The following is a 26,293-nucleotide window of genomic DNA, read 5'->3' as shown; positions in this document are numbered from 1 at the left end:
GGAAGCGGAGCCGGTCAGGCCGCAGGATGGGCCTCCACCGCCGCCTCCCAGAAGGATGCCGCATCGTATAACCAGCCGGCGGCGTCGGTACCGGCGCCGTTGCCGCTGCCATGGGGTGCATGGTCATAGATCACCAGCTGGTACATAACACCCGATTCCTCCAAAGCTTCCTCCAGAGCCAAACTCTGCAGGGACGGGAACATCCCTTTCAGGCTGCTGTCATCCCGACCGAACCAATGGAACGTGGGGGGATAATTGGCCGTCACCTCGGCGGGCACTTCAATATTATAGAAGTAGTCCCCCGGGGCCAGATGGTCCCCCGGCCGGCCGCCGTCGTACATATAGAACAGCAGCGGCTTGCCATAGACATAGTTCAGGATGGGATAAGCCAGCAGCAGCGCGCCCGGCTTGGGCAGGCCGTAATTGCTGTAGCCCATCCGGTCGGTGCCGAAGATACCGCACAGTTGTCCGCCCGACGAAAAGCCCACCAGGGCGTAGTCCTCCGCCTGGACCCCCAGTTCCCCGGCGTGTTCCGTGATGAACTGAACCGCCCGGACCAGGTCCTCATAGTTGGCGTTGTCCTTCAGGTCATGGCCGGTGCGGTAGCGCAGGATAAAGGCTGCATACCCCATCTCGTGAAGCTGACTCACCGCGCCGCAGCACTCATCCACCCGGGCGCTGCGCTCCATCATATTTCCCGACAGCAGCAGGGCATATTTTGCCCCCGGCTCCTTGGCGGGAAAATAATACAGCTGCGCTTCCGCCCGGGAAGGGTCCTGGGCGATCTCCTCCTCGCTGTAGAGCTGATAGGTCACCTGAACCCCCTGATTGTAGTTGTCCACCACCAGGTTCAGCCCCGCCACCGCCGTGTCCACCGTAGGCCCTATATAGCGGCGCAGAGACCAGTGGGCATACTCCCAGGGCTGCTCGGGCAGCAGCCCTCCGCGGTCCCATGTATCGAAGCCGGCCCCCACGATTCCCGGGTTGAAATGCAACTTGGCCACGGTGGAGTCCGGGGTGAGATAGGGCGCCTGGGCCTGGGCGGGCGAGGCCAGCAGCGCGCCCAGCATCAGCGCCGCCGCGCCGATGCACAGTTTTTTCTTGGTTTTGAACATATTCATGATTCCTTTCCGTCCTGCCGGCCCCGCCTTGTCTGCCGGTGCAGGGGGCGGGCGGCCGGCGTACCCAACCCTATTGTAACCGTCCGGGGCCATCTTGTCAAAACCTTTGCGCAGGGCGCAGCATTGTGCTTTGGGGCAAAATCTGCTATACTGTGAATACCTCTTGCCAAAACGATTTGTTTTCTTTCGATAAGGAGGTCCTTATTTATGTGGACACGCGCCCTTTTAAAAGCCAATGCAAAAACGGTGCTGCGGCGCAGCTACTGGAATGTCTTTTTGATGTGTCTGATCGCCTCGATCCTCACCGGCAGCGTGGATCTCAACATCAACTTCAGCGGAAACAGCGGGGGCAGCTCCTCCGGCGCCGTGGAACAGGCTTCCCGCCTGCTGGGCGGCAATCCCATCACCGCCATCCTCAGTACGGCCTTTCTGATGCTGGGCATTCTGGCCCTGGTTCTGGCTCTGGTGGTCGTCCTGTGCTGGGGCATCCTGTTCACCCCCATCATTCGGGTGGGACAGTGCCGTTACATGATGGAAAACCGCTCCCGGGAGACCAGCCTGAAAGTCCTGTTCTCGGGCTTCACCACCAACTACTGGGGCCTGGTCAGCGGGATGTTCTACGTCAACCTGCGGATTTTCCTCTACACCCTGCTGCTGGTGATCCCGGGCGTCATCAAGAGCTATCAGTACACCTTTGTGCCCTATCTGCTGGCCGAAAACCCCAATCTGGAGGCCGCCCGCGCCGCTGAGATCAGCACCATCATGACCGACGGGGAAAAGTGGAACATCTTTGTGCTGGACCTGTCCTTCTTTGGGTGGAACGTGCTGGGCTATCTGCTGTTCGGCCTGGGCATTCTGTTTGTCAATCCCTATTATGAGGCAACCAAGGCCGAGCTGTATGCGGCCATGCGGGCCAAGGTAGTGGCCTCCGGATATGTATCCGAGGCAGAGCTGTCTGGCCAGATATTCTGATACGAAAGAACGGACGAACAATTTACATGGATGAATCAATGTTGATCCGGCCCATGCGGCCCGACGACTGGCCTGCGGTCGCCGCAATCTACCAGGAGGGAATCGCCACCGAGCACGCCACCTTTCAAACCGCCTGCCCGCCTTACAGTGCCTGGGACGCCTCCCACATCAAGGAATGCAGGCTGGTGATTCTGGCGCCGGATGGCCAGATTGCGGGCTGGGCTGTGCTCTCCCGGGTGAATATGCGCTGGTGTTACCGGGGCGTCGCCGAGGTGAGCATCTATGTGGGGGAGCGGTACCGGGGCCGGGGCTACGGCTATCACCTGCTGACCGCCCTGTGTCGGGAGGCCGAGCAGGCCGGATACTGGACGTTGCAGTCCGCCGTCCTGCAGGACAACGAGGCCAGCCATCGCCTCCACACCAAATGCGGTTTCCGGGAGGTGGGCCGCCGGGAGCGGATTGCCCGGGACTGCCACGGCCGCTGGCTGGACACCTGGCTGATGGAGCGCCGCTGCCCCGCCGACGAGCCCCCCGGCTACAAAAAACTGTAATTCAAACAAAAAATCCCGCTGTCCGATGACAGTGGGATTTTCTTGTGTTTTGGATGTATTCTCCGGGGAGATCAGACGCAGATGGCCTTCTGGCGGTTGCGGTACATGGCCTCAATCACAGCGCAGTACTTGTCGGCAATGCAGACAATCACGGCCTCGCGGCAGGACGGCGCATGGAACAGCGTCAGGGGCCACATATGGCTGCGGATGATGTTCTTCTCCTTGGCGGTCAGGCCAAAGCAGCGGTCTGCGTTGTCCCGGGCCAGCAGCGGATGGATGAAGCCGTGCATCTTGAAGATGGTGCGCAGGCCGCTGCAATTCTGGAAGCGGCCCTCCACGTGCCAGTCGTACAGGTAGAAGTCGTGGAGCAGGGCGCCCACGGCCAGCGCGGTTTCGTCCGCGCCCAGATGAAAGCGTCGGTTGATCCAGAAGCTCACCCGGGCCACATTCCGGCAGTGTTCAAAGGTGGTCACGCAGCCGTGCTGGATGTACTGATCCATTTTCTGCACCCGCGGGTCCTCCTCATATTTCTGCAGGATGGCCTGGAGATGTACGCGTTCTGTTTCAGACAGACCCATAGAGTTCCTCCTTGTATCATCGCCTGCCCCGGCTGCCTCCTGCTCTCAGGAGCGCAGCTGCACCGGGGATGAATCCCCAAAATTTTCGGCATCCGAGGGGTTGGCGCGTCGCAGGGTCAGGTCCACAATGTACTGGACCCCGTCCCCCAGAGCTTCCAGGTCGGCCAGCTTGGCCTTGGCTGCGGCCTCGTCCGGGTACCACTGGAGGAGGAAGAAGTTCTCCGCCTCCACGCCGTAGTAAAGCCAGACGCCGTCGGCCCGCAGCAGATCATCCAGATGATCCACTTCGTCGCCGTCCAGCAGGCCCAGGCCCTCCTCGGCATAAATGCTCTCGGGCTCCACCTGCATAGTCTCGATCACGCGGATTGAGCTGTCGACGTATTCGTCCTGGGAAATGCTCTTGTCGGACCGCTCCCACCCGGTCAGAAATGCCTGCATCAGCAGGCCCTTCACCGAAATTCTGGGCTGGTTGTCATGGAATGGCATACAGATCGCTCTCCTTTTTCCGGAGCGGATGCCCTCCGCTCCATAGTATACAAAATCGGTTTGTCTATGTCAACCGTTTTCCACAATTTTTTCTTCGTATTTACGCAAAACACGCATCAAACATGGTAGCCGAACTGTTCCCCCAGCCACTCGGCCGCCAGCTCGAACCACCGGCCGGGATGGGGCATCTCGTTGCCCACCTCGGCGGTGCAGACGCTCAGGCCATGTTTGCCGCGGGGGAACAGGTGGGCCTCACAGGGCACGCCGGCCCGGTGCAGGGCCGACACCAGCATCAGGGTGTTTTCCACCGGGACGGTGGCGTCCTCCATGGTGTGCCAGACAAAGACCGGCGGCACCGCCGGGGTGATCTTGTCCTCCAGGCCAAAGGCGCGGTGGGCCTCCAGATCCTCGGTGCCGGACAGGCGGACAAAGCTGCCCCGATGGGCATAGGGGCCCGCCGTCACCACCGGATAGCTGAGGATCAAAGCGTCGGGCCGCTGCTGGTCCGCCGGACGGCCGGGCAGGTCCAGCACCGCCGAGGACAAGGCCAGATGTCCTCCCGCCGAGAATCCGCACACCGCAATCTGATGGGGCCGGATGCCCCATTCCTCTGCCCGGGCCCGCAGCAGGGCCAGGGATTCGCTCAGCTCCGAAAGAGGCCGGTAGTCCCGGGCCCCATCCTCCACGCTGTACCGCAGCACGGCGGCATGATATCCCGCCGCCAGAAACCGCAGGGCCACCGGGTCGCTCTCCCGCTGGCTGACGTGTTCATAGCCGCCCCCCGGCACCACCAGCACCAGAGGCCGGGTGGCGGTCAGGGGCATCACGGCCGCCGGTTCCCACAGGTACACCGTCAGCTCGGCGGCGCCTGCTTTCAGCTTTTCAACTCTCATTGCGTTCTCCTCCCGGGCGGCGGCTGTTCCTTTGCCGGGCGCGGCCGCCCGACTCCTATTGTACCGCAGAGGGCCCCGGCTGGAAAGAGGATTTTTAAACTTTTTATGAAGGAACCCCCGCAGGGCTTGATTTTCGGGCTGAAACGGTGTATATTAGCACTCAGAACATTTGAGTGCTAAGTTATACTGGCACTGGTTGAGAGAAGAAAAGAGGTTTTTGCTATGGCAATGCAGCCGTTCCAGGCCGAAAGCAAAAAGCTGATGGACCTGATGATCAATTCGATCTATACCAATAAAGAAATCTTCCTGCGGGAGCTGATCTCCAACGCCTCCGACGCCATCGACAAGCTCTATTTCAAGAGCCTGACCGACACCTCGGTGGGGATGAACCGGGAGGATTTCCGCATCCTGCTCACCCTGGACAAGGAAAACCGGATGCTGACCGTCTCGGACAACGGCATCGGCATGACCCGGGAGGAGCTGGAGCAGAACCTGGGCACCATCGCCCACTCGGGCAGCCAGGACTTCAAGACCGAAAACACCGATGAAAACATCGACATCATCGGCCAGTTCGGCGTGGGCTTCTACTCTGCCTTTATGGTGGCGGACCATGTCACCGTCATCACCCGGGCCCACGGCAGCGACCAGGCCTGGCAGTGGGAGTCCAGCGGCGTGGAGGGCTATGAAATCACCCCCGCCGAGAAGGAAACCGCCGGCACCGACATCATCCTGCACATCAAGGACAACACCGACACCGAAAACTACGACAACTACGTCTCGGAGTACGGCGTGTCGGCCATTGTGAAGAAGTACAGCGACTACATCCGCTACCCCATCCAGATGGAGCGGACCAAGAGCCGCCAGAAGCCCGAACCCGATCCCAAGCCCGAGAACTACACCCCTGAGTGGGAGGAGTACACCGAGCTGGAGACCCTGAACAGCATGGTGCCCATCTGGAAAAAGCAGAAGAGCGAGGTCACCGACGAGGAGTACAACGCCTTCTACAAGAACCACTTCGGCGACTATGCTGATCCCGCCCGGGTGATTGTCAGCCGGACCGAGGGCACTGCCAACTACAACGCCCTGCTGTTCGTCCCCTCTCACCGCCCCTACGACTACTACACCAAGGAGTACGAGAAGGGCCTGGCCCTGTACGCCTCGGGCGTCCTCATCATGGACAAGTGCGCCGACCTGCTGCCCGATTACTTCAGCTTTGTGAAGGGCATCGTGGACAGCCAGGATCTGAGCCTGAACATCAGCCGTGAGACCCTCCAGAAGGACAGCCAGCTCAAGCTGATCCACAACGCCCTGGAGAAGAAGATCAAGAACGAGCTGAACGCCATGCTGGTCAACGACCGGGACAAGTACGAGGCCTTCTGGAAGGAGTTCGGCCGTCAGATCAAGTTCGGCGCCTACTCCGACTACGGCATGCACGCCGAGCTGCTGCGGGGCCTGCTGCTGTTCTACTCCGCCAAGGAGCAGAAGATGGTGACCCTGGAGGAGTACGTGGAGAAGATGCCCGCCGAGCAGAAGTACATCTACTTCGCCGCCGGCGACTCTGCCGACCGTCTGGCCAAGCTGCCCACCGCATCCCTGGTGCTGGACAAGGGCTATGACCTGCTGCTCCTGACCGAGGACGTGGATGAGTTCTGCTTCCAGATCATGCACAGCTTCCCCCGCAAGGACGCCGAGGGCAAGGACGGTACCGTTGAGTTCAAGAACATCAACAGCAACGACCTGGGCCTGGAGTCCGAGGAGGAGAAGAAGGCCGCCGAGGAGGCCACTGCCGAGAACAAGTCCCTGTTTGACGCCATGAAGACCGCCCTGGAGGGCAAGATCAAGGAAGTGCGGGTTTCCACCCGTTTGAAGGATCACCCCGTCTGCCTGTCGGCCGACGGCCCCCTGTCCATCGAGATGGAGAAGGTGCTGTCCCGCCAGCCCGGCAGCGAGGACGTCAAGAGCGACAAGGTGCTGGAAATCAACGCCTCTCACCCGGTCTTTGCCGTTCTGAAGGCCGCTCAGGAGGCCGGCGACACCGACAAGGTGGCCCAGTACAGCCAGATCCTCTACGCACAGGCCCAGCTGATTGAGGGCCTGCCGGTGGACGATCCCGTCGCCTACGCCGACGCTGTCTGCGCCCTGATGAAGTAAGGGCCGCTCCCCCTCTCAAAAATCAATCTTAACAAACGAGCCGTGTTCCATTATAATAGAAGGAGCACGGCTCGTTTTGTCGTCTTAGCTTGGGAGGTCATCATCTTATGCAACCGCAACGCAGACACTATTTCGCGCATATTCCCACCATTGCCCTGCTGATTCTGCTGGGCCTGGCGCCCTGGCTGTCGGTGATTCTGTTCATCGTCCGAGCCATCGACCGGGACAGCGAAAAGAAAGAGCTCCGGGCCGCCCGGGAGCGGCAGGAATACGCTGCCGACTTCCGTCCCCAGGACACCCGCCAGGCCAACTCCCAAAACGAGCCCTACAACTACAGTGCCCACTACACAGCCAATCACGACCACCCCACTCTGGAACAGCAGCGATCCAAGCGCCATCAGCAGAAAATCACCCAGCTGTGCACCATAGCGGGAGCCATCCTGCTGGTGACCGGCGTAGTCGGTATGGGCGATTGGATAGGCAGCAGCAACTGGAACGCCCTTTTCACCTATCTGTGCATGATTGTGGGCGGCGGCGGAGCCCTGGCCTTCAGTCTGATGCTCAAGCGGGTCAGCAAACTGGAGCGCCAGCTGGACAAGGTGGTGGGCGACCAGGACAACATCCCTCTGCAGGAACTGTTTGCAGCCGCCGGCATCCCCGCCGACAAGGGCCGCAAAATCCTGGAAAGCGCCATTGACCACGGCTATTTCGGCCCCGATGCCTACATCGACAACCGCACCGACTTTCTGGTGGTGCGGGGCGCCGCACCCATCCCTGCCCCGCCGGCCCCCGAACCGGACCCCACCGACGAGACCCAGTACGAGAAATTGCTGCGGCAGCTCCATCAGGCAGGCAGCGCCCTGTCCGATCCCGTCATGCAGGAAAAGGCCGCCCGGCTGGAACAGATTTCCGCCCGGATTTTCGCCCTGGCGGAGAAAGACGCCTCCAAACAGGAGCAGCTGCGGAAATTCATCAGCTATTACCTGCCCACCTCCCTCAAGCTGCTGAACACCTATGCCCAGCTGGACAGCCAGGGGGTGGCTGGCGAAAACATCACCCGCACCAAGCAGAGCATCCAGCGGTCTCTGGACCTGCTGGTCACCGCCTTTGAGAACCAGCTGGACAAGCTGTTCCAGTCCGACGCGCTGGACGTGTCGGCGGACATTGCCGCCCTGGAAGGGATGCTGAATCTGGACGGCCTGTCGGGGGACAGCGGATTCTCGGTCCAGCCGTGACACGCCATCATCCTGTCATCAAGGAGAAATCATGCCGAATATCATTGAAATCACCGATCTGAACAACCCCGCCCTGGACGTGTTTGCCCGGCTGACCGAAAATCAGCTGCGGAACCGTCTGGAGCCCGAGAAAGGGGTTTTCATTGCCGAGAGCCCCAAGGTCATCGCTCGGGCCCTGGACGCAGGGTATCAGCCCCTGTCCTTTTTGATGGAGCGCCGGAAAATCGACGGCCCCGCCCATGAGGTGTTGGCCCGGTGCGGCGACGTCCCCGTCTACACCGCCGACCGGGAGATTCTCACCGCCCTCACCGGCTACCAGCTGACCCGGGGTGTGCTGGCCGCCTTTCACCGGCCGGCCCTGCCCCCGGTGGAAGCCCTCTGCCAGGGAGCCTGCCGGGTAGCGGTACTGGAAAACATTGTGGACTCCACCAACGTGGGAGCTATTTTCCGCTCGGCGGCGGCCCTCCACATTGACGCCGTCCTGGTGACCCCCTCCTGCTGCGATCCCCTCTGCCGCCGGGCGGTGCGGGTCAGCATGGGGACGGTGTTCCAGGTGCCCTGGACCCAGATTGGCGCTTTGCCCGCCGACTGGCCGGGGGCAGGTCTGGCTCAGCTTCACGAGCTGGGGTTCAAGACCGCCGCCCTGGCCCTCAGCGACCGGTCGGTGTCCATCGACGACCCGGCCCTGATGGCCGAGGACCGTCTGGCCCTGATTCTGGGCACCGAGGGGGACGGACTCTCTGCCGAGACCATCGCCCAGTGCGACTACACCGTCAAGATCCCCATGTCCCACGGGGTGGACTCTCTCAACGTGGCCGCGGCCAGCGCGGTGGCCTTCTGGCAGCTGCGGGCCCGGGACTGATCCGGAGGTAAGGCAATATGGACTGTCCTTTCTGCCACACTCCCATGCACGAAGGTTATCTGACCATCGGCGGGCCGGCTCTGTGGACCGCCCAGAGCCATCCCCTCACCCTTTTACCCTATCCCGATGAAACCTACGCGCTGCAGCTGGGGCAATGCTGGTTCGGCCCCCACCGGATCGCGAGTTTCTGCTGTCCCCAGTGCAAGCGGATCATTCTGGACGCCAGCCCCTACCCCAACAAGAACCTGTAACAAAACACCGCGCGCCTCCGGCCCACAAAGAGCCAAAGACGCGCGGTGTTTTTATGTACGCGGTTTAAATCAGGCCCAGCTCCGCGAAGGCGCGGGCGATGCCGTCCTCCTTCACCGAGGGGCAGACCTGGTCACAGCGGGCCTTCAGAGCCTCGGCACCGTTGGCCATGCAATAGCTGATGCCGGCCACATCGGTCATTTCCAGGTCGTTCTCGCTGTCGCCAAAGGCGATCACCGACGCAGTCGGAACGTCCAGGTATTCACAGATGCGGCGGATGCCCTCGCCCTTGTTGAACTTGCGGTTGATGAGCTCGCCATTGATGCAGCCGGGACCGTGGTTGAAGGTGCTCTGCTCGCAGAACACAAACTGATCCCTAAAGGCCGCCTTGGCCGGGGCCAGCGCCTCGGCCCGGTCGGCGATGTAGCAGATTTTATAGATGGGCTCCCCCTGATACTCGGTCAGGGGCCGGATCAGCATTCCATCGGCAAAGGCCTGCCGCCAACGCTCCAGCTCGCTGTTCAGGGAACCGGGGCGGGACTTCTGGTAGGAGGACAGACGTTCCATCATCTGGGTCCCGCCAAAGGTGGCGTCCCGAGCCTCCAGGGTGCATTCCACCCCGTTGGCCTCCAGAATGGCCCGCAGGCCGTCGCTCTGGGCCTTGTCCATAGGGCAGTCAAAGAGGACCTTGTCCCCGCAGACCACATACCCGCCGGCGCTGGACACATAGCCGTCAAAGCCATAGTGGAGCACCGGAGAGGTCATTTTATAGTTGCGGCCGGTGCACAGGAACACCTTATGGCCGTTGGCCCGGGCCTTTTCCACCGCCTCTACGGCGCTGGCCGGCGGCTCCATCCGGCCCGGCTCGATCAGGGTGCCGTCGATATCCAGAAAAATCAGTCGCTTTTCCATCCTGTTCCTCCCCATCTTGTCTCAGAAAATCCACAATCCCATGCCGGCGGCCCGCATCAGCAGGCCGATGACCAGCGCCGCCACCGCCAAAAACAGGGCGGCCTGGCTGCCGGTGTCCTTCTCCTTTTTGGCGCGGCCGGCGGGCCGTCCCCGGCCTTTGGAGCTGCTGCGGGTGCTGCTCTGCCCTATCTTGCGGGACGTGCTCCCCGACCCGGTTTTGCCGGAGGAGCTGCCCCGGGAACCGGACGCGCCGGTTTTGGAGTCCTTCTCCCTGGTTCCGGAGCGGGTCCCCGCGCGGGCGGCAGAGGTGTTCTTCTCCCGGGCTGCAGCGGCCTTCTGGCGGGCCGCACCGGTGGGATACACGTTGACCTCGGGAGCAGACTGCCCGGCCTCGGGGGCCTCTTGTTGGGGCGGAGGGGCGTTTTTGCCCCCGACGCCGCACCGGCGAAGGTATTCGCTGGAGAGCTCATAGTATTTGGCCAGCTCCCGCTCGCTGAAAGCCGTCCCGGCGTAGGCCTCCTCGATGCACTCCACCGCCTCGTCAAAGAGAATGGCCGCACGGCCGCCGCTGGAGCGGTCCGCCGCATGGGCGGCCTCGTTGCGGGCCATCCGCACTGCGTTGCAGGCACGGCGGGCGGACCCGGGGTGGGCGGTACTGCCCAGCAGGTCCAGCGGCTGGGAGGCATCGTTTTCGGGGTCCAGCAGGACCCGCATGCAGAGGGTGGTATCCAGCTGCTGCCAGCTGGTCTTTCGCCCGATGTCGGGCATATGGCCGTAATAGGCCGGGCTCTCCTCCTGGCGGCGTTCCAGATGTTCCAGCAGGGACTCAAAACTGTGGGCGCCGGGCTTGTTCTCCCAGTGCCAGCGCAGAATCCGCCGGCTGATCTCGTCGCAGGAAGCCTTGATCTCAAAGGCGGCCTGCAGGTATTCCTCGGGCATCTTCTCCCCCCTTTCTCAACTCAAAACAGGGGGAGCGGCCCAAACGCGCTCCCCCCTGCGGGTGTTACATAAAGAACTGATAGTACACAAAGCCGTACAGCGCAATGCCCGCGCAGATGAGAGCGGTCACCGGCGGCACCCAGCGGACGATATTCTCGGCCACCGGGTCGCGGTCATCTTCCTCATCCTCGTCGTCCTCCACCGGGGCGGCGCGATTGTAGCGGGTGGGCTGGTCCTTCCAGCGGTCCGCCGCACGGACGGTGCGGGTAGCGCCGGCCTCTTCCTCGTCCTCCAGGTCATCGTCCCGGCGGCGGGAGGTGAGGGGCGGCTGGCTGGGCTGGGTGAACAGCCGGGTTTCCTGGCTGACCCGGGGGGTGGACTCCCGCCGGGAGGGCTGCACCGGCTCAAAGGCACGGGTGCCGCCGGTCTCCACCGGCCCGCCCACAATGCGGGTGGGCTCCACATCCTCCTGCTCGGCCGGGGCGGGCGCGGGGGCGGTCACCTCCGCCGTATCGCCGCCCTGGGGAGGCAGGTCCTCGGAATCGGTGTCCTGCTCGGGCTGCATCAGGGTATTCAGGGCGTTCTGCAGCAGGATACGGTCAGAGCCGCACTCACTGCAATAGACGGTGTCCTCTTCCTTGGGGTGGAAGGCACCGCAGGCACAATACCAGCCGCAGTCCAGCACCTGGGGCGCATAGCGCATCCCCTTGCGGCCCATCCGCTCCTCCAGGGCAGCGGCCAGGTCGTCGGGCAGGGTGCGGGGCGCCGGCAGCCGGACTCGCTTGATGTTGTCCAGCTTGACCACCCGCTTGCCGTTGTAGACGTTGCAGAGAACCACGTCCACGCTGACAATGGGTTTCTGGGTGATAAAGACCGCATCGTCCATGCCGAACAGTTCCCCGGGCTTGACGTCCAGGTCCCGGTATTCGAATTCGTCCTCACAGAGGACCTCGCCGCCGGTGGTTTTGCACTTGAAGCGGATCTCCAGGGCGGTCAGATTCACCCGGGAAATATTTTTGAAGGTCAGGCAGACGGCGCGGTCTCCGCTGACGCTGCCTTTGAGCAGCTCCACGCGAACAAACTGGACCGGGCTGCCCGGGGTATAATAGTTGGCTCTGGTTTGAGCAATCGGGTCAAAACTTTCCTCCACTGCACTCACTCCTTTGCTGTCTGCTGAGGCGGCTGGTTACGGCTGTTCCGGCTTGTGGTCCGGATTGGTTTCGTCCTGGGCGGCGGGCTGGGCCGGGGTCTCTTCCACCGGCAGCTCCGCTGCATCGCCGACAGGGGCCGCATCCTCTGCGGCCGGGGCGGCAGGGGCCTCAGGGGCCGGCGCCGGAGTCTCCTGAACCGGAGCTGCGGGGGCAGCCGGCTGGACCGGGGCGTCCTCATCCTTCCGCGGCGGCAGCTTCTCGCCCCGCATGATGGCGTTGAACTCGGCCTCGTTCAGCTTCTCGCGCTCGATCAGGGCCTGGGCCAGGGCGTGCAGCTGATCGATGTGCTCGGTCAGGGTGCGGCGGCAGGTCTCATAGGCCTCGTCGATGATATCGCGGATTTCGCTGTCGATCTCGGCAGCGGTGGTCTCACTGTAGCCCTTGCCCTGGGCAAAGTCGCGACCCAGGAAGGTCTCTTCCTGCGAAGTGCCATAGACCACGGGGCCCAGACGCTCCGAGAAGCCGTAGCGGGTGATCATCTGGCGGGCGATGTTGGTGGCCTGCTGCAGGTCGTTGGAGGCACCGGTGGAGATGTCGTCCAGGATCAGCTGCTCGGCCACACGGCCGCCCAGGCTGGACACGATGTCCTCGAACATCTCGCCGCGGGTCACGTAGGAGCGATCCTTTTCCGGCAGGTACATGGTATAGCCGCCAGCCTGGCCGCGGGGAATGATGGTGATTTCGTGGACGCGGGGGTGGTGCTTGCAGTAGAAGCCCGCCACAGCGTGGCCCGCCTCGTGATAGGCGGTGAGCTTCTTCTCCTCGGGGGTGACCACGCGGCTCTTCTTCTCGGGGCCGGCCATCACCTTCATGGAAGCTTCCTCGATGTCCTCCATGGTGATGGCTTTGCGGTTGCGGCGGGCCGCCAGCAGGGCGGCCTCGTTGACCAGGTTCTCCAGGTCGGCGCCGGCAAAGCCTGCGGTGCGCTGGGCAATCACCTTGAGGGAGACGTCGGGAGCCAGAGGCTTCTTGCGGGTGTGAACCTTGAGGATTTCCTCACGGCCCTTGACATCGGGCAGGCCCACATAGACCTGGCGGTCAAAACGGCCGGGGCGCAGCAGCGCCTTATCCAGAATATCGGCGCGGTTGGTGGCAGCCATGACGATGATGCCGTCGTTGGCCTCAAAGCCGTCCATCTCCACCAGCAGCTGGTTCAGAGTCTGCTCGCGCTCGTCGTGGCCGCCGCCCAGGCCGGCGCCGCGCTGGCGGCCCACGGCGTCGATCTCATCGATGAAGATGATGCAGGGCATGGTCTTTTTGGCCTTGTCGAACAGGTCGCGGACACGGGATGCGCCGACACCGACGTACATTTCCACGAAGTCCGAACCGGAAATCGAATAGAAGGGCACGCCTGCCTCGCCGGCGCAGGCACGGGCCAGCAGGGTTTTACCGGTGCCCGGAGGGCCTACCAGCAGGACGCCGTGGGGAATCCGGGCGCCCAGAGAGTTGAACTTGTCGGGGCTCTTGAGGAACTCCACGACCTCCTTCAGCTCTTCCTTCTCCTCGTCCTCGCCGGCCACGTCGGCAAAGGTGGCGGTTTTCTGGTTGGTGGACTCATCCTTGACACGGGCGCGGCCCACGTTCATGACGTTGCCGCCGCCAGCGCCGCCCCGCAGCATCGAGAACAGAATGAACCCGGTGCAGCCCAGCATGGCCAGGTAGAAGAAAATCTCCATCCAGGGCACCGACTCCCGCAGGGCGGTGTAGTCGTACTCCATGGGGGCGTCGGGGTTGGCGGCGTCGTAGGCCTCAATATAGGTCTGAACCTCATTGATGAACAGGCCAGCGTAGGGCAGCTGGTAGCGGACGGTCACAGTACCGTCCGGATTCTGCTGCACCGAGTCGCCGGAGGTGCTGCCCGAGCCGAACAGGCCCGAAACCAGGCCGCCGGAGGGCACCGAAGCGGTGTCATCGGTGGCGCCGGGCAGGGGCAGGTCGCCCTCCTTGATGGTCATGGTGATGACGCTGGTGTTCCGGTCCAGGGTGAAGGATGTCACCTGCAAATGTTCAAAGTAATGCACCACCGTGGAATAGCTCATGGTGGAGCCGGTCGTGCTGTTGGAGGTGGTGAACACCGACCAGATCATCAGCACGGCGGCCAGCGCCAGCGCCAGGATCAGCGGGTTCAGGTGCGGTCTTTTCTGCTGCAAAAACAATCAACTCCCATTCTGAAATTATTGGGTGGTTTGTGCCGGCCGCCCGGGGTTATTCCCCCTCGTAGATCTCCGGCTTGAGTACGCCCACATAGGGCAGGTTGCGGTATTTTTCATCGTAGTCCAGGCCATAGCCCACCACAAAGGCGTCCGGCACCTCAAAGCCGCGGTAATCGGCGGTGATGTCGGTCTTGCGGCGGGCGGGCTTGTCAAGGATGGCACAGATCCGGACCGAATTGGGGTTGCGCATCTTGAGCATCGGCACCAGGTGGGACAGGGTAACGCCGGTGTCCAGCACGTCCTCCACGATCAGAACGTCCCGGCCGGTGAGGTCGGCGTCCAGGTCCTTGACAATCTTGACAAGGCCGGTGGTCTGGGTATTGGTGCCGCCGTAGCTGGACACCACCATGAAATCAATGCTGCAGTGGATGGTGACCGCCCGCATCAGGTCGGCCATAAAGACCACAGCACCCTTTAAAATCGAGACCAGCAGCAGGTCCTTGCCTGCGTAGTCCCGGCTGATCTGAGCACCCAGCTCAGCCACCTTGGCTTTCAGCTGTTCTTCGGTGACCAGAACCGTTTGAATGTCGTCGCGCATATCCATGACTCAACGTCCTCTCTCTTCTCCCTTTCGGGTTTGTATCTCCAGGTACAGGGTCAGGCCGTCGTCCCCCGGATGAGGGGCCAGGCCTTCCGCAAAGCCTGCACCGCAGACCCATACCACCTCGCTGCCGTCTGCCAGCACCGGCAGGCTGTCCCTCACCTGGGGAGGGATGGCCTGTTCGTTCATCCATTTGCGCAGGGGCTTGGTGACGCTGCGGCCGGCGGGCCGGTACAGGTCCCCCGGCAGGCGGCTGCGCAGGGTAAGGGCAGGATGCAACATGGTTATTCTAGCATAATCTGCTACATTTTTTAAGTCTTTTTTGTGAACGACCTGTGTTTTTTCTTGAAAACTATGGCGGGACAGCCGCACACAGAGCCATTGTCCCCCGCCGAGGGGATATTCGGCCTGTTTTTCGGGGCAGAAGGGCACGGCTTCCAGAGGGGACGCCGGCGGGGCCGGGGCGTCCTCCTGCCAGAAAAAGCCCTGACCGGCCCGCAGCCGCACCCCGGGGCGCAGCTGGACCGCGCCGGTCCCCTTTTCCACCAGCTGGCACAAAAGGCGGATATACAGCTCCTCCGGGTCCCGATGGGGGGCCACCAGGGCGTGGGCCGCTGCCTCCAGAATCAGAGGGTCGGCCTGCTGGAGCACCTCCAGCCGCCAGACCGGTCCCCCGCTTTCCAGAACTCGGCGGACCGCCGGGGGGCAGTCCTGGGGCTCGACCCGGGCGGCCCGGTCCAGCAGGCCGGCGGCGGCCCGGGCAAAATAGGCGTCGGCCTGGGCGGCCTTTTCGCAGAAGCGGGCCAGATTCCGCTCGGCGCCGGCATTGGCCTGGCGCAGGGCGGGCAGGGCGTCGTGGCGGAGGCGGTTGCGGGCGTAGGCGTCCGAGAGGTTGGTCTCATCGGTGACCCAGCTCTGGCCCCAGGCGGCGCAGCAGGCCTCCACCTCTGCCCGCGTTAAGCAGAGCAGGGGCCGGACATAGAAATCCCGCACCGGGCGGATGCCCCCCGCCCCATGCAGCCCGGTGCCCCGGGCCAGCCGGAACAGCAGGGTTTCCGCCTGATCTGTAACAGTATGGGCCGTGGCCACCCGGTCTATCCCTTCCCGGCGAAGCCGTTCAAAACAGGCATAGCGGAGATTACGGGCTCCCGCCTCCCCGCCATCGGCCAGGGGCAGGCCCTCCTCCCCTGCCCGGAACACCCGCAGCTCCACCTCCAGCCGGGCGCACTGGTCCCGGACAAAGGCTTCGTCTGCGTCGGCCGCAGGGCCCCGCAGCCGGTGGTTCACATGGCAGGCGGTAACGGTGATCCCCAGCGGTTCCGCCAGGACCAGAAGCATCCGCAGCAGGGCCATACTGTCGGCCCCGCCCGACACAGCCGCCGCCACCCGCTGTCCATGCACAAAAAGCCCGGCCTGCCCACAATGGGCAAGCACCCGGGCTTGGGTTGTCTGGAGGATTTCGGCGTCGTTCTGGCTCATATCAGTGCTGGAAATCCACATCCATAAACCGGGTGTGGGCGCCGTCCCAGCCCAGCGGGACGGTACTGGTCTCGCCGTGGCGGTTTTTGGCCACAATACACTCGGCGGTGTCGGCGTCCACCTCTGCGCCGTCGGGCTGCTGGCTGGCGTAGTAGGAGTCGCGGTAGAGGAACAGGACGCAGTCGGCGTCCTGCTCGATGGAACCCGAATCACGCAGGTCGGACAGCTGGGGGCGGTGGCTGGAATTGCTGCCCTGTTTTTCCACCGCACGGGACAGCTGGCTCAGGGCGATGATGGGGACATTCATCTCCTTGGCCATGATCTTGAGGTTTCGGGTGATGGTGCTGATCTCCTGGACCCGGTTTTCGGTCCGCAGACCGGAGGTCATCAGCTGCAGATAGTCAATGACGATCAGGCCGATGTTGGGCCGGCTGGGGTCCTGGTTGATCCGGCGGATCTTGGCTTTCATCTCGGTGATGGTGATGGACGAGGTGTCGTCCATGTAAATGGGGGCATCGTGGAGCTTTTCGGTGGCCAGAGCCAGATACTCCCAGTCCGAGGCGGTCAGAGCGCCGGTGCGGAAGGCCTGGCTGTCGATGCCGGCCTCGGCCGAGAGAATGCGGTTGGTCAGCTGCTCCTTGGTCATTTCCAGGCTGAAAATGGCCACCGGGATGTGCTGTTTCATGGCCACGCGGGTGGCGATGTTCAGCGCAAAGCTGGATTTGCCCATGCCGGGACGGGCCGCCAGGATAATCAGGTCACCCCGGCCCAGGCCGGTGAGGACGGTGTCCAGCAGCCGGAACCCGGTGGGGATGCCCTTGTACTTGTCGGCGTCGGGGCCGCTGATCTTCTGCAGGTTGGTCAGGGTCTCCACCATGCTGGAGGACAGGGGCGTCAACGCGCTGGAATCCCGGCCGGAGCGGATCTCATACAGCCGCTGCTCGGCGGTTTCCAGCAGCATGGAGGCGTCCGGCTCATCGCCGGCATCCTGCAGAATGTCGGTGGCCACCCCCATCAGCTGGCGGACCAGGTACTTCTCCTGGACGATCTCGGCGTAGGCCTTGACGTTGGAGATGCTGGGCACCGTCTCGGCCAGGCCGGTCAGGTAGACCTTGGCCTCGTCGGGGCTGGCGAAAATATTGTCCGAGACCACCGCGTCCAGCAGGGTGACAAAGTCGATGGTCTGGTCGCCGGTGAACAGCCGGATCATCTCGGAATAAATCCGGCCGTTCTGGGTGGCGTAGAACATCTCGGGGCGGACGATTTCCACCAGGTCGGTCAAAACGTCCGGCTTGAGCAGGACGGCGCCCAGCACGCTCTGCTCTGCCTGCATACTGTAGGGCGGCTGGATGCCCATGCTCTCCAGATTCAGCTCACTGCCATAGCGGGAACGGCGGCGTTCCTCCGGCATGGGTACTCCCCCTTTCTACCATAAATGGGCATAAATGGGCCAAACGGGCTGCAGCCCTCTTTCAGCCAAAAAAGCGCCCCCTTTTTGCAGGGAGCGCAGCGGCAGCCGTCGCAGCTTTTACGCCTGCTCGACCTCCACGTTCACTTTAAAGCTGGCCACAACGCCCGGATACAGCCGGACCTTGCCATTGAACACGCCGGCATCCCGGATGTCCTTGATCTCCAGCTCGATTTTCTTCTTGTCCACCGTCTCGCCGGTAGCCTCCGACAGGGCAGCGGCAATTTCCTTGCTGGTGACCTTGCCGAACAGGCGGCCCGATGCGCCGCCCTTGGCCTTGACGGTGACGATGCGGCTGTTGATCTTGGCAGCCAGAGCCTGGGCAGCGGCCACATTCTCCGCCTCATGGAAGTCGGCGGCGGCCTCCTTGCTGCGGGCGATGTTCAGGGCGCTGGCATCGGCCACAGCCGCCAGCTTGCGGGGGAACAGGTAGTTGCGGGCGTAGCCGTCCGAAACCTCATGGATTTCGTCCTTCTTGCCGATTCCCTTGATGTCCTGCTTCAAAATAACCTTCATGGCTGATCCCTCATTTCCGGCCCGGCATCTGCACACCAGGCCCATTTTCTTCCTTTAGTATACCGCATCCCGGCCGTTTCGGCAAGGGCGCGGCGCTTTCTTTGTGACCGGGTGACAAACTGAAACCCGGTCCGCAGCCCCTCAGCCCAGTTCCTTCCGGACGGCCTCCAGGGCGCTCTCGATGACCTTGTCCATATCGTAGTAGCGGTACTCGCCCAGGCGTCCGCCGAACAGGACGTTCTTCTCCCCGTCGGCCAGGGCCCGGTACTGGGCATACAGGGCGCCGTTTTTGTCGTCGTTGACAGGATAGTAGGGCTCATCCCCCACCTTCCACTCGGCGCTGTACTCCCGGCTGATGACCGTCTTGGGCTGGGTGCCGAACTCAAAGTGCTTGTGCTCGATGATCCGGGTGTAGGGGGTCTCGGCGTCGGTGTAGTTCACCACCGCGTTGCCCTGGTAGTTGTCAGTGTCCAGCACCTCGGTCTCAAACCGGACGCTGCGGTATTCCAGCGCGCCCAGGCGATAGCCGAAATAGGCGTCGATGGGGCCGGTATAGACCACGCGGTCGGCCAGGGCGTCCAGAGACTCCTTTTCCTGGAGGTAATCCACCCCCAGGCGGACCTCGGTGCCCTCCAGCATCCCCTCCACCATGGCGGTATAACCGCCGTTGGGGATGCCCTGATAGAGGGCGTTGAAATAGTTGTTGTCGTAGGTGAAGCGGACCGGCAGCCGCTTGATGATGAAGGCCGGCAGCTGGTCGCAGGGGCGGCCCCACTGTTTGCTGGTATAGCCCTTCACCAGTTTCTCATAGATATCGGTGCCCACCAGGCTGATGGCCTGCTCCTCCAGGTTTTTGGGCTCGGTGATGCCGGCGGCAGCCCGCTGGCGCTCGATCTCGGCCTTGGCCTCGGCAGGAGTCACCACGCCCCACATCCGGTTGAAGGTGTTCATGTTGAAGGGCATGTTGTAGATTTCGCCGTGGTAGTTGGCGATGGGGCTGTTGGTGTAGCGGTTGAAGGTGGCAAAGCGGCCCACATAATCCCACACTTCCTTGGAGTTGGTGTGGAAAATATGGGCGCCGTAGCGGTGGACGTTGATGCCCTCCACCTGTTCGGTGTAGATGTTGCCTGCAATGTGGCTGCGCCGGTCGATGACCAGGCAGCGCTTGCCGGCCCGGCGGGCCTCCTGGGCGAAAACCGCGCCGAACAGGCCGGCGCCCACGATCAGATAATCATACTGCTTCATTCCGCTTCTCCTTTGTTCGGGGACGGGCCGGACAGGCCAGCCCGTTGTGCTGAAAAGGCGCGTCTGCTCTGCAGCCGCACCCGTTCAGCGGATGATGGAGGCGCGCCGGGACATCAGTCCTTGGCGCTGCCCTTCTTCTGGGACGCACGGTAGCCGTCGATGGCGGCGTGGAGGCGCTCCCGGGCCTGGTCCAGGGAGGTGTGCTTGAGGACGGTGGCCGCCATGGTCTGATGGCCGCCGCCGCCCAGGCTCTCCATAATGACCTGGACATTGACCTGGCCCATGCTGCGGGCCGAAATCTTGACCATACTGCCGGTCTGAACCGCCACAAAGCTGGCCTGCACTCCCTCGATGCTCAGCAGGTCGTTGGCTGCCTGGGGAACGGCCACCTGGGCCTCCGCCGGCAGTTCGCCGCTGAGAACCACGGCGCAGCCCTTGTACATCTGCGCCTTGGAGACAAGGCCCGCCTTGGAGTTGTACTCGGTCAGGCTGACGTCAAACAGGGACCAGGCGCGCTCGGTTTCGGCTCCGTAGCGGCGCAGGGCCGCGGCCGCCTCAAAGGTGCGCACGCCGGTGTGAAGGCTGAAGTTCCGGGTATCCAGCATGATGCCGGACAGCAGGCCCTCGGCCTCCACCCGGGTGGGCTTGTCGTCCCGGCCGCCCACATACTGGAGCAGCTCGGTGACCAGCTCACTGGCCGAGGAGGCGTAGGGCTCATGGCAGACCAGAACGGCGTTCTCGATATAGCCCACGCCCTTGCGGTGGTGGTCAATGACCGCGACTTTGCCGCACTTGTCCAGAATTTCCTTGCTCTCCACCTGGCCAACCTGGTATGTATCGACCACGATGCAGAGGGTCTCTTTGGTGATGATGGCCAGGGCGCTGCGGGGATCAATGAAGTCGCTCTCCTGGCCGGCGTCCTCAATGGCATGGATCAGGCTGGTGGCCAAAGTGGCCTCCCGCCGGACGGCAATGACCGCCGGCACGTCGCAGATCTTGCAGATCCGCAGCACGCCCTCGGCTGAGCCAATGGCGTCCAGATCGCTCATCCGGTGGCCCATGATGACCACATGGTCCGCCGCCTTGATGAGTTCCACCAGGGCCTCGGCCACAATACGGCTGCGGACCTTGCTGCGCTTTTCCACGCCGTGGCTGACGCCGCCGTAGAAAGTGAAGCCGTCGGGGGTCATCTCGGCGGCCTGGTCGCCGCCGCGGCCCTGGGCCATGTCCAGAGCCTGCACCGCCATCTCCTGGGCCTCATGCAGCGTGGGGGCCCGCCGGCCGATGCCGATGGAAATGGACAGGTTGACGCTGGGCTCCAGGGCGCGGATTTTATCCAGCACGTCGTAGCCCTGCTGGGCAAACTGCTCCAGCTGACGCTCCTCCACCACCGCGATATAGCGGCCATTGGCCACGCGGCGGAGGAAGCCGGTGCCCCGGGCGATCATCCCCTCAATGGTGCGGTTGATTCGCTCCAGCAGGCGGGCGCTCTCGCTGTCCAGCATATCGCTGAACACGTCGTCGTAGCCGTCCACCGAGAAAATCATATAGCCGGGGCGGCTGGCCTTGTATTCGTTCTCGATTTTGCGCAGGGCGGTCTCGTCGTTGAGGACCAGAATGCTGGTTTTCTCCTTCCCCTCGCCGTCCACGGTGGAGGCGTGAATCCGCCACACACCGCTGGCGCAGGCCAGAACCTGGCCGTTGGGGGTGCCGCACTGGGCCAGTTCCAGGCCCGGCAGCAGTTTGTTGACCCGGCCGGCCAGCTGGTCGGCACCGTTCAGCACATAATCCCGGAAGGGGATGTTATACCAGACCACCGTGTCCCCGCTGAGCAGGGCTGCCGGCTGGGACAGGGATGCCAGGCTGTACTGGGTCTTGGAGTTCTCAAAGCTGGTGCCGGTCACCCAGCGCGCCGCCCAGCGGCGCACGCGATACCGGGACACCACCACCAGCACCCCGCACAAAACGACGAGTACCAGCAGCACAGGCCAGACAGCCGGCTGCACCATCAGCAGCAGCAACATCAGCACAGCTGCCAGCAGCGCAAAGCCCGCCGTAAACATTTCCAGCGTCCATCTGGGTTTTTGCTTCATGGCGGATGCCTCTCTTCCCTTCCTCCCGGGGAGGAAAAACTATGCCCGCAGGTCTTGCTCAGACCTCCATCAGAACGGGCAGAATCATCGGGCTGCGCTTGGTACGCCGGTAGATATAGCTGCTGAGAGCCTCGCGCATCCGGGTCTTGACGCTGTTCCAGTCGCGGACGTGCTCCTCGACACAGCGGTTCAGAGCCATCTCGACGGTGCTCTGGGCGCCGTCCATCAGGCTTTCGTTTTCACGCACATAGACAAAGCCGCGGCTCACCAGGTCGGGCCCGGCCAGGACTTTGCCGGTCTTGCTGTCCACGGTGGCCACAATGATGACCAGGCCGTCCTCGGACAGGTGCTTGCGGTCCCGCAGGACCACATTGCCCACGTCGCCCACGCCCAGGCCGTCCACCATCACGGCGCCGGCGGTCACCGGGTCGCCCAGTTTGATCTCGTCCTGGGTCAGGATGACGTTGGAGCCGTTCTCGGCGATGAGGATATTGCTGTGGGGGATGCCCAGGCTGGCCGCCGTCAGGGCATGCTTTTTCAGCTGCTTGTACTCGCCGTGGACCGGCAGGAAGTACTTGGGCTTGGTCAGGGTGAGCATCAGTTTCTGCTCTTCCTGGCAGGCGTGGCCCGAGACGTGCACGTCGTACATGCTCTCGTAGATGACCTCGGCGCCCAGCATCAGCAGGCCGTTGACAATCTTGGTGACGCTCTTTTCGTTGCCGGGGATGGGGTTGGCCGAGATGATGATGAAGTCGCCCGGGCCCACCCGCACCTGGCGGTGGCTGCAGGAAGCCATCCGGGACAGAGCGCTCAAAGGCTCGCCCTGGCTGCCGGTGGTGATCAGCACCACTTCCTCGGGGGCGTAGCGGTTCAGCTCCTCAATGTTGATGAGGGTGCCGTCGGGGATGTGCATATAGCCCAGCTCCTGGGCCATGGCGGTATTATTCACCATGCTGCGGCCGCTGAAAGCCACCTTGCGGCCCTCCTGGACCGCCAGGTCGATGATCTGCTGGATGCGGTAGATATTGGACGCAAAGGTGGCAATGATGATCCGCTTGTTCCGGGCCTGGGTGAACAGGTTGTGGACGCCGGCGGCCACCTTCTGTTCGGTGGCGGTGAAGCCGGGGCGCTCGGCGTTGGTGGAATCACTCAGCAGGGCCAGCACGCCGCGGCGGCCGTATTCAGCCAGGGTAGTCAGATCAGTAGGGCCGCAGGCCAGCGGGGTGTAGTCGATCTTGAAGTCGCCGGTCTGGATGATGACGCCCGCCGGGCTGTCGATGGCAAAGCCCACCGAATCGGGGATGGAGTGGTTGACGTGGATGGGCTCCACTGTGAAGCAGCCCAGACGCAGCTTCTGCTTGGGGGTGATCTCCACAAAGTGGGTGCGGCCCGCCAGGTTGAACTCTTCCAGCTTGTTGCGGATGAGGCCCAGGGTCAGCTTGGTGCCGTACACCGGCAGGTCCATCTTCTGCAGCAGGTAGGGAATGCTGCCGATGTGGTCCTCATGGCCGTGGGTAATCAGCAGGCCCTTGATCTTGTCCTTATTCTGCAGCACAAAGGTGAAGTCGGGGATGACCATATCCACGCCGTACATCTCGCTGTCGGGGAAAACCAGGCCGCAGTCCACGATAATCATATCGCCGCAGCACTCGTAGAGGGTCATATTCTTGCCCACTTCTCCCAGGCCGCCCAGAGGATAAATGTGGATGGGCACGCGGGCGCCGCCCTTCTGGACGTTCTGAGGACGCCGGGGGCGCCGGGTATACATGGGGCGGCGGGGGCGCTGGGTCCGGCCCTCACCGCTGGAATTGTTCCGTCTTGCGTTGCTGGACGGGCTGCCCGTATTCTCTTTTGCCTGTGCCATTTGTACCTCCAAAACAAATGCGGCAGGGTATCTTACCCATGCCGACGGGGAGGCCGCGGCGTTCTGCCCGGTCTCCGGTAAACAATCGTATTATAAAAAGCCGGTCTCCGGCTCTATGATCTTTTTTGTGATCGATGAGATCTTTTTTGCCCCCGGGGCCTTGGGTCAGCCTGCACGGTCCATCTGCTCAATGCGACCGCGGCCAGCCCCCGGGATGGCAGGCGCATGCTGTACATGCACCCTTCCGCGCGTTCTATTTGGAACAATTATAGTATCTGCACCCGCTTTTGTCAATTCAAGCTTGGGCGACGCAGTCACCAAATATACCACCCCCGGGAGCATACAGGGCGGCCCGGGAGGCAAAATGCATCGTATGTGCGACAAAGCCCCGGGGCGGGCGGATGTTTTTTCCAAAAATGCCCAGCGGCTCCCCTGCCCCCTGCTGCGGCCCCGGCCCGCGGCCTGTGCATTTGGGCTTGACAGAACGGGTCCGGTGCCTCTAATATAAGAGGTAGAATGCTCTTTACGTTTTGCAGGAGAACAGGATGAAAAAGGTTGAGATCTACACCGACGGCGCCTGCAGCGGCAACCCCGGCCCGGGCGGCTGGGGAGCGGTTCTGCGGTACCGCAGCGGCGAAAAAGTCTATGAAAAGGAACTGAGCGGCGGGGATGCCGCCACCACCAACAACCGGATGGAGCTGACAGCCTTCATCGAGGCGCTGGGCCTGCTGAAAGAGCCCTGCGAGGTGCGCTACTGTTCCGACAGCCAGTATGTCATCAACGGGCTGGAAAAGGGCTGGGCCAAATCCTGGCGGGCCCGGGGCTGGAAAAAGGCCGACAAGTCCCCCGCGCTGAACGCCGACCTGTGGGCCAAGGCGCTGGAGCTGGCTGAAAAACACACCATCACCTACATCTGGGTGAAGGGCCACGCGGGGCACCCCGAAAACGAGCGGTGCGACCAGCTGGCCGTAGCCCAGAGCAAAGCACATGGCGGGAGGCAGAATTGACATGAACGACGCATTTTTGCCCGGCAACGGGTTCGACACCTACGAGGAGCAGGACAAGGTCCTGGTGGGGATGAGCGGAGGGGTGGACTCCAGCGTGACGGTGCGGGTGCTGCAGCAGCAGGGCTTCGCAGTGACCGGCGCGGTGATCCGCTTCTCCGACGCCCACGCCGGGGCGGTGGAGGCAGCCCAGCGGGCCGCCCAGCAGATGGGCATCGAATGCCTGGTGCTGGACGCCCAGGAGCTGTTTGAGCGAGAAGTGGTGACCCCCTTCTGCGCCGACTACTGCGCCGGCCGCACCCCCAATCCCTGCGTCCGCTGCAATCCGGCGGTAAAATTCACCGCCCTGCTGGCGGCCGCCGACCGTCTGGGCATCCAGTACATCGCCACCGGCCATTATGCCCGGGTGGAGGTGGACGCCGACGGCGTCAGCCGGATTCACCTGCCCGAAAGCATTGCCCGGGACCAGAGCTACATGCTCAGCCGGCTGGACCAGGCGGTCCTCAGCCGTCTGATTCTGCCTCTGGGCGAATTTGAAAAGGACGACGTCCGGGAAATGGCCCGGGACTTCGGCCTGGACTGTGCCGACGCTCCCGACAGTATGGAGATCTGTTTCATTCCCAGCGGGGACTACGCCGCCTACATTGAGGAGCGGGGCCTGTCCGGCAAGGCCGGACGGTTCATCTCCCCCGACGGGGAGGACCTGGGCCCCCACAAGGGCGTCCTCCACTACACGGTGGGCCAGCGCAAGGGCCTGGGCATCGCCCTGGGCGAGCCGGTGTTCATCCGCTCCATCCTGGACAATGGCGACATTCAGCTGGCTCGGGCCGGAGAGGAATATTTCACCACCGTAACGGTGGCCGACCTGGTCACTCCCGACGGCGCTCCCCTGCCTGCCGGAACCTATCAGGTCAAGGTCCGCAGCGCCGCCAAGGCCCAGCCCGCCCGCTTCGACGGGGAGACTGTCCTGGTCTTTGAGGAGCCGGTGCGGGCCCCTGCGCCCGGCCAGACCGCCGCCTTCTATCAGGACGGCGCCGTGGTGGGCAGCGGCTTCATCCTGCGGGCCGAATAATCCGCCGGCATCCAAAACACATCAAAAAAGAACCCCGCCGCTTCCGGACCGAACCGGGCGGCGGGGTTCTTTTCACACTTTCTTATTCCTGCGATCAGGCCTGGGGCGGGTTCACAATACTCCGCCAGTCGAGGTCACCGCGCTCCAGACCGTGGATCAGCACCTCGGCGGTAGCGATATTGGTCGCCATCGGAATATTATGTACGTCGCACAGACGCAGCAGGGTCATTTCATTGGGTTCACTGGGCTTGGCATTGATCGGGTCCCGGAAGAAGATGAGCAGGTCAATCTCATTGCATGCAATGCGGGCCGCGATCTGTTGGTCACCGCCCTGTTTGCCCGACAGAAACCGCTTGACCGGCAGACCGGTGGACTCGGCAATCAATTTGCCGGTTGTTCCGGTGGCCACAAGCTGGTTCTGGCTGAGGATACGGCAATACGCCGTACAGAACTGCACCATCAATTCCTTTTTAGAGTCATGTGCGATCAGCGCAATCGTCATCCGTATCCATCTCCTTTGCCTAGACTCAAAATCAATACCAATCAAATATGCTGCCATTCCAATCATAATGTTACCACATTTTTCTCAGAATAGCAACCGTTTTTATACAGAACCTTCAATTTTTTTAGAATGAGAC

The 26,293-nt window shown here is 62.8% G+C and carries 24 protein-coding genes; 8 read left to right on the top strand and 16 right to left on the bottom strand.

What is annotated here, in order from left to right; genetic code table 11:
* Positions 1-14: 14 nt before the first annotated feature.
* Positions 15-1,121 carry an alpha/beta hydrolase gene (locus tag B5E67_RS03035; RefSeq protein WP_158098841.1) on the bottom strand — a complete coding sequence of 369 codons (1,107 nt, stop codon included), beginning with the start codon at positions 1,119-1,121 and terminating at the stop codon, positions 15-17.
* A 207-nt stretch (positions 1,122-1,328) separates the two neighbouring features.
* Here B5E67_RS03035 and B5E67_RS03030 point away from each other — a divergent pair, with 207 nt between their 5' ends.
* Positions 1,329-2,093, top strand: coding sequence for a DUF975 family protein (locus B5E67_RS03030; protein WP_087382731.1), 765 nt, complete (start codon positions 1,329-1,331; stop codon positions 2,091-2,093).
* Positions 2,094-2,119: 26 nt separating this feature from the next.
* Positions 2,120-2,644 carry a GNAT family N-acetyltransferase gene (locus tag B5E67_RS03025; protein WP_087382728.1) on the top strand — a complete coding sequence of 175 codons (525 nt, stop codon included), beginning with the start codon at positions 2,120-2,122 and terminating at the stop codon, positions 2,642-2,644.
* 71 nt (positions 2,645-2,715) lie between these two features.
* On the opposite strand, the gene B5E67_RS03020 is transcribed toward B5E67_RS03025, so the two are convergent.
* From B5E67_RS03020 to B5E67_RS03010, 3 genes are all read right to left on the bottom strand, one after another.
* Positions 2,716-3,222, bottom strand: a complete 507-nt coding sequence (locus B5E67_RS03020) for an HD domain-containing protein (protein WP_087382725.1) — start codon at positions 3,220-3,222, stop codon at positions 2,716-2,718.
* Between the two features lie 45 nt (positions 3,223-3,267).
* Positions 3,268-3,708 carry a hypothetical protein gene (locus tag B5E67_RS03015; RefSeq protein ID WP_087364267.1) on the bottom strand — a complete coding sequence of 147 codons (441 nt, stop codon included), beginning with the start codon at positions 3,706-3,708 and terminating at the stop codon, positions 3,268-3,270.
* A 116-nt stretch (positions 3,709-3,824) separates the two neighbouring features.
* Positions 3,825-4,601 carry an alpha/beta hydrolase gene (locus B5E67_RS03010; protein ID WP_087382722.1) on the bottom strand — a complete coding sequence of 259 codons (777 nt, stop codon included), beginning with the start codon at positions 4,599-4,601 and terminating at the stop codon, positions 3,825-3,827.
* Between the two features lie 222 nt (positions 4,602-4,823).
* Between B5E67_RS03010 and htpG the strand changes: the two genes are divergently transcribed.
* From htpG to B5E67_RS02990, 4 genes are all read left to right on the top strand, one after another.
* A complete protein-coding gene (htpG, locus tag B5E67_RS03005; protein WP_087382719.1) occupies positions 4,824-6,752 on the top strand; it encodes a molecular chaperone HtpG in 1,929 nt (642 codons plus the stop codon).
* Between the two features lie 107 nt (positions 6,753-6,859).
* Positions 6,860-7,987, top strand: coding sequence for a 5-bromo-4-chloroindolyl phosphate hydrolysis family protein (locus tag B5E67_RS03000; protein WP_087382717.1), 1,128 nt, complete (start codon positions 6,860-6,862; stop codon positions 7,985-7,987).
* 31 nt (positions 7,988-8,018) lie between these two features.
* The gene (locus B5E67_RS02995) at positions 8,019-8,849 is read left to right on the top strand and encodes an RNA methyltransferase (RefSeq protein ID WP_087382711.1); all 831 of its coding nucleotides are present in this window, start codon (positions 8,019-8,021) and stop codon (positions 8,847-8,849) included.
* A gap of 17 nt (positions 8,850-8,866) precedes the next feature.
* On the top strand, positions 8,867-9,100 hold the full coding sequence (locus B5E67_RS02990; protein WP_087382708.1) for a PF20097 family protein: 234 nt from the start codon (positions 8,867-8,869) through the stop codon (positions 9,098-9,100).
* A gap of 64 nt (positions 9,101-9,164) precedes the next feature.
* Here B5E67_RS02990 and B5E67_RS02985 read toward each other — a convergent pair whose 3' ends face one another.
* The 11 genes from B5E67_RS02985 to B5E67_RS02935 form a co-directional block, all read right to left on the bottom strand.
* Positions 9,165-10,010, bottom strand: coding sequence for a Cof-type HAD-IIB family hydrolase (locus tag B5E67_RS02985; RefSeq protein ID WP_087382705.1), 846 nt, complete (start codon positions 10,008-10,010; stop codon positions 9,165-9,167).
* 21 nt (positions 10,011-10,031) lie between these two features.
* On the bottom strand, positions 10,032-10,949 hold the full coding sequence (locus B5E67_RS02980) for a hypothetical protein (protein WP_087382701.1): 918 nt from the start codon (positions 10,947-10,949) through the stop codon (positions 10,032-10,034).
* A 64-nt stretch (positions 10,950-11,013) separates the two neighbouring features.
* Positions 11,014-12,099, bottom strand: a complete 1,086-nt coding sequence (locus tag B5E67_RS02975; protein WP_087245522.1) for a hypothetical protein — start codon at positions 12,097-12,099, stop codon at positions 11,014-11,016.
* 36 nt (positions 12,100-12,135) lie between these two features.
* Complete coding sequence (ftsH, locus tag B5E67_RS02970; protein ID WP_204246518.1) at positions 12,136-14,247, bottom strand: ATP-dependent zinc metalloprotease FtsH; 2,112 nt, start codon at positions 14,245-14,247, stop codon at positions 12,136-12,138.
* Between the two features lie 118 nt (positions 14,248-14,365).
* On the bottom strand, positions 14,366-14,917 hold the full coding sequence (hpt, locus tag B5E67_RS02965) for a hypoxanthine phosphoribosyltransferase (RefSeq protein WP_087382693.1): 552 nt from the start codon (positions 14,915-14,917) through the stop codon (positions 14,366-14,368).
* Positions 14,918-14,920: 3 nt separating this feature from the next.
* Complete coding sequence (gene tilS / locus B5E67_RS16020; RefSeq protein WP_087382690.1) at positions 14,921-16,393, bottom strand: tRNA lysidine(34) synthetase TilS; 1,473 nt, start codon at positions 16,391-16,393, stop codon at positions 14,921-14,923.
* Position 16,394: 1 nt separating this feature from the next.
* Complete coding sequence (gene dnaB / locus B5E67_RS02955) at positions 16,395-17,804, bottom strand: replicative DNA helicase (RefSeq protein ID WP_087245514.1); 1,410 nt, start codon at positions 17,802-17,804, stop codon at positions 16,395-16,397.
* Between the two features lie 117 nt (positions 17,805-17,921).
* The gene (rplI, locus tag B5E67_RS02950; RefSeq protein WP_087382686.1) at positions 17,922-18,377 is read right to left on the bottom strand and encodes a 50S ribosomal protein L9; all 456 of its coding nucleotides are present in this window, start codon (positions 18,375-18,377) and stop codon (positions 17,922-17,924) included.
* Between the two features lie 141 nt (positions 18,378-18,518).
* Positions 18,519-19,622: a UDP-galactopyranose mutase gene (gene glf, locus B5E67_RS02945; protein WP_087364288.1), complete on the bottom strand. Its 1,104-nt coding sequence runs from the start codon at positions 19,620-19,622 to the stop codon at positions 18,519-18,521.
* Between the two features lie 113 nt (positions 19,623-19,735).
* Positions 19,736-21,715 carry a DHH family phosphoesterase gene (locus B5E67_RS02940; protein ID WP_242956738.1) on the bottom strand — a complete coding sequence of 660 codons (1,980 nt, stop codon included), beginning with the start codon at positions 21,713-21,715 and terminating at the stop codon, positions 19,736-19,738.
* A gap of 58 nt (positions 21,716-21,773) precedes the next feature.
* Complete coding sequence (locus B5E67_RS02935; protein WP_087382683.1) at positions 21,774-23,579, bottom strand: ribonuclease J; 1,806 nt, start codon at positions 23,577-23,579, stop codon at positions 21,774-21,776.
* A gap of 545 nt (positions 23,580-24,124) precedes the next feature.
* Here B5E67_RS02935 and rnhA point away from each other — a divergent pair.
* Positions 24,125-24,586 (top strand): ribonuclease HI, encoded by a 462-nt coding sequence (gene rnhA, locus B5E67_RS02930; RefSeq protein WP_087245506.1) that lies wholly within the window; start codon positions 24,125-24,127, stop codon positions 24,584-24,586.
* 1 nt (position 24,587) lies between these two features.
* Positions 24,588-25,655 (top strand): tRNA 2-thiouridine(34) synthase MnmA, encoded by a 1,068-nt coding sequence (mnmA, locus tag B5E67_RS02925; RefSeq protein WP_087382681.1) that lies wholly within the window; start codon positions 24,588-24,590, stop codon positions 25,653-25,655.
* Positions 25,656-25,749: 94 nt separating this feature from the next.
* Here the strand turns inward: mnmA and mgsA are convergent, their stop codons facing one another.
* The gene (gene mgsA / locus B5E67_RS02920) at positions 25,750-26,157 is read right to left on the bottom strand and encodes a methylglyoxal synthase (RefSeq protein ID WP_087245502.1); all 408 of its coding nucleotides are present in this window, start codon (positions 26,155-26,157) and stop codon (positions 25,750-25,752) included.
* Positions 26,158-26,293: the final 136 nt, after the last annotated feature.

It is taken from the genome of Faecalibacterium sp. An122 (genome assembly GCF_002160895.1).
Taxonomy (GTDB): domain Bacteria; phylum Bacillota; class Clostridia; order Oscillospirales; family Ruminococcaceae; genus Faecalibacterium.
Note: the sequence above shows the minus strand (reverse complement) of the source record. Positions and strands in the feature narration are given on the sequence as shown.

Coding starts and splice junctions, on each gene's coding strand:
- B5E67_RS03035 (WP_158098841.1), bottom strand. CDS start 1,121: ATGAATATGTTCAAAACCAAGAAAAAACTGTGCATCGGCGCGGCGGCG.
- B5E67_RS03030 (WP_087382731.1), top strand. CDS start 1,329: ATGTGGACACGCGCCCTTTTAAAAGCCAATGCAAAAACGGTGCTGCGG.
- B5E67_RS03025 (WP_087382728.1), top strand. CDS start 2,120: ATGGATGAATCAATGTTGATCCGGCCCATGCGGCCCGACGACTGGCCT.
- B5E67_RS03020 (WP_087382725.1), bottom strand. CDS start 3,222: ATGGGTCTGTCTGAAACAGAACGCGTACATCTCCAGGCCATCCTGCAG.
- B5E67_RS03015 (WP_087364267.1), bottom strand. CDS start 3,708: ATGCCATTCCATGACAACCAGCCCAGAATTTCGGTGAAGGGCCTGCTG.
- B5E67_RS03010 (WP_087382722.1), bottom strand. CDS start 4,601: ATGAGAGTTGAAAAGCTGAAAGCAGGCGCCGCCGAGCTGACGGTGTAC.
- htpG (WP_087382719.1), top strand. CDS start 4,824: ATGGCAATGCAGCCGTTCCAGGCCGAAAGCAAAAAGCTGATGGACCTG.
- B5E67_RS03000 (WP_087382717.1), top strand. CDS start 6,860: ATGCAACCGCAACGCAGACACTATTTCGCGCATATTCCCACCATTGCC.
- B5E67_RS02995 (WP_087382711.1), top strand. CDS start 8,019: ATGCCGAATATCATTGAAATCACCGATCTGAACAACCCCGCCCTGGAC.
- B5E67_RS02990 (WP_087382708.1), top strand. CDS start 8,867: ATGGACTGTCCTTTCTGCCACACTCCCATGCACGAAGGTTATCTGACC.
- B5E67_RS02985 (WP_087382705.1), bottom strand. CDS start 10,010: ATGGAAAAGCGACTGATTTTTCTGGATATCGACGGCACCCTGATCGAG.
- B5E67_RS02980 (WP_087382701.1), bottom strand. CDS start 10,949: ATGCCCGAGGAATACCTGCAGGCCGCCTTTGAGATCAAGGCTTCCTGC.
- ftsH (WP_204246518.1), bottom strand. CDS start 14,247: ATGATCTGGTCGGTGTTCACCACCTCCAACAGCACGACCGGCTCCACC.
- hpt (WP_087382693.1), bottom strand. CDS start 14,917: ATGGATATGCGCGACGACATTCAAACGGTTCTGGTCACCGAAGAACAG.
- tilS (WP_087382690.1), bottom strand. CDS start 16,393: ATGAGCCAGAACGACGCCGAAATCCTCCAGACAACCCAAGCCCGGGTG.
- dnaB (WP_087245514.1), bottom strand. CDS start 17,804: ATGCCGGAGGAACGCCGCCGTTCCCGCTATGGCAGTGAGCTGAATCTG.
- rplI (WP_087382686.1), bottom strand. CDS start 18,377: ATGAAGGTTATTTTGAAGCAGGACATCAAGGGAATCGGCAAGAAGGAC.
- glf (WP_087364288.1), bottom strand. CDS start 19,622: ATGAAGCAGTATGATTATCTGATCGTGGGCGCCGGCCTGTTCGGCGCG.
- B5E67_RS02940 (WP_242956738.1), bottom strand. CDS start 21,715: ATGAAGCAAAAACCCAGATGGACGCTGGAAATGTTTACGGCGGGCTTT.
- B5E67_RS02935 (WP_087382683.1), bottom strand. CDS start 23,579: ATGGCACAGGCAAAAGAGAATACGGGCAGCCCGTCCAGCAACGCAAGA.
- rnhA (WP_087245506.1), top strand. CDS start 24,125: ATGAAAAAGGTTGAGATCTACACCGACGGCGCCTGCAGCGGCAACCCC.
- mnmA (WP_087382681.1), top strand. CDS start 24,588: ATGAACGACGCATTTTTGCCCGGCAACGGGTTCGACACCTACGAGGAG.
- mgsA (WP_087245502.1), bottom strand. CDS start 26,157: ATGACGATTGCGCTGATCGCACATGACTCTAAAAAGGAATTGATGGTG.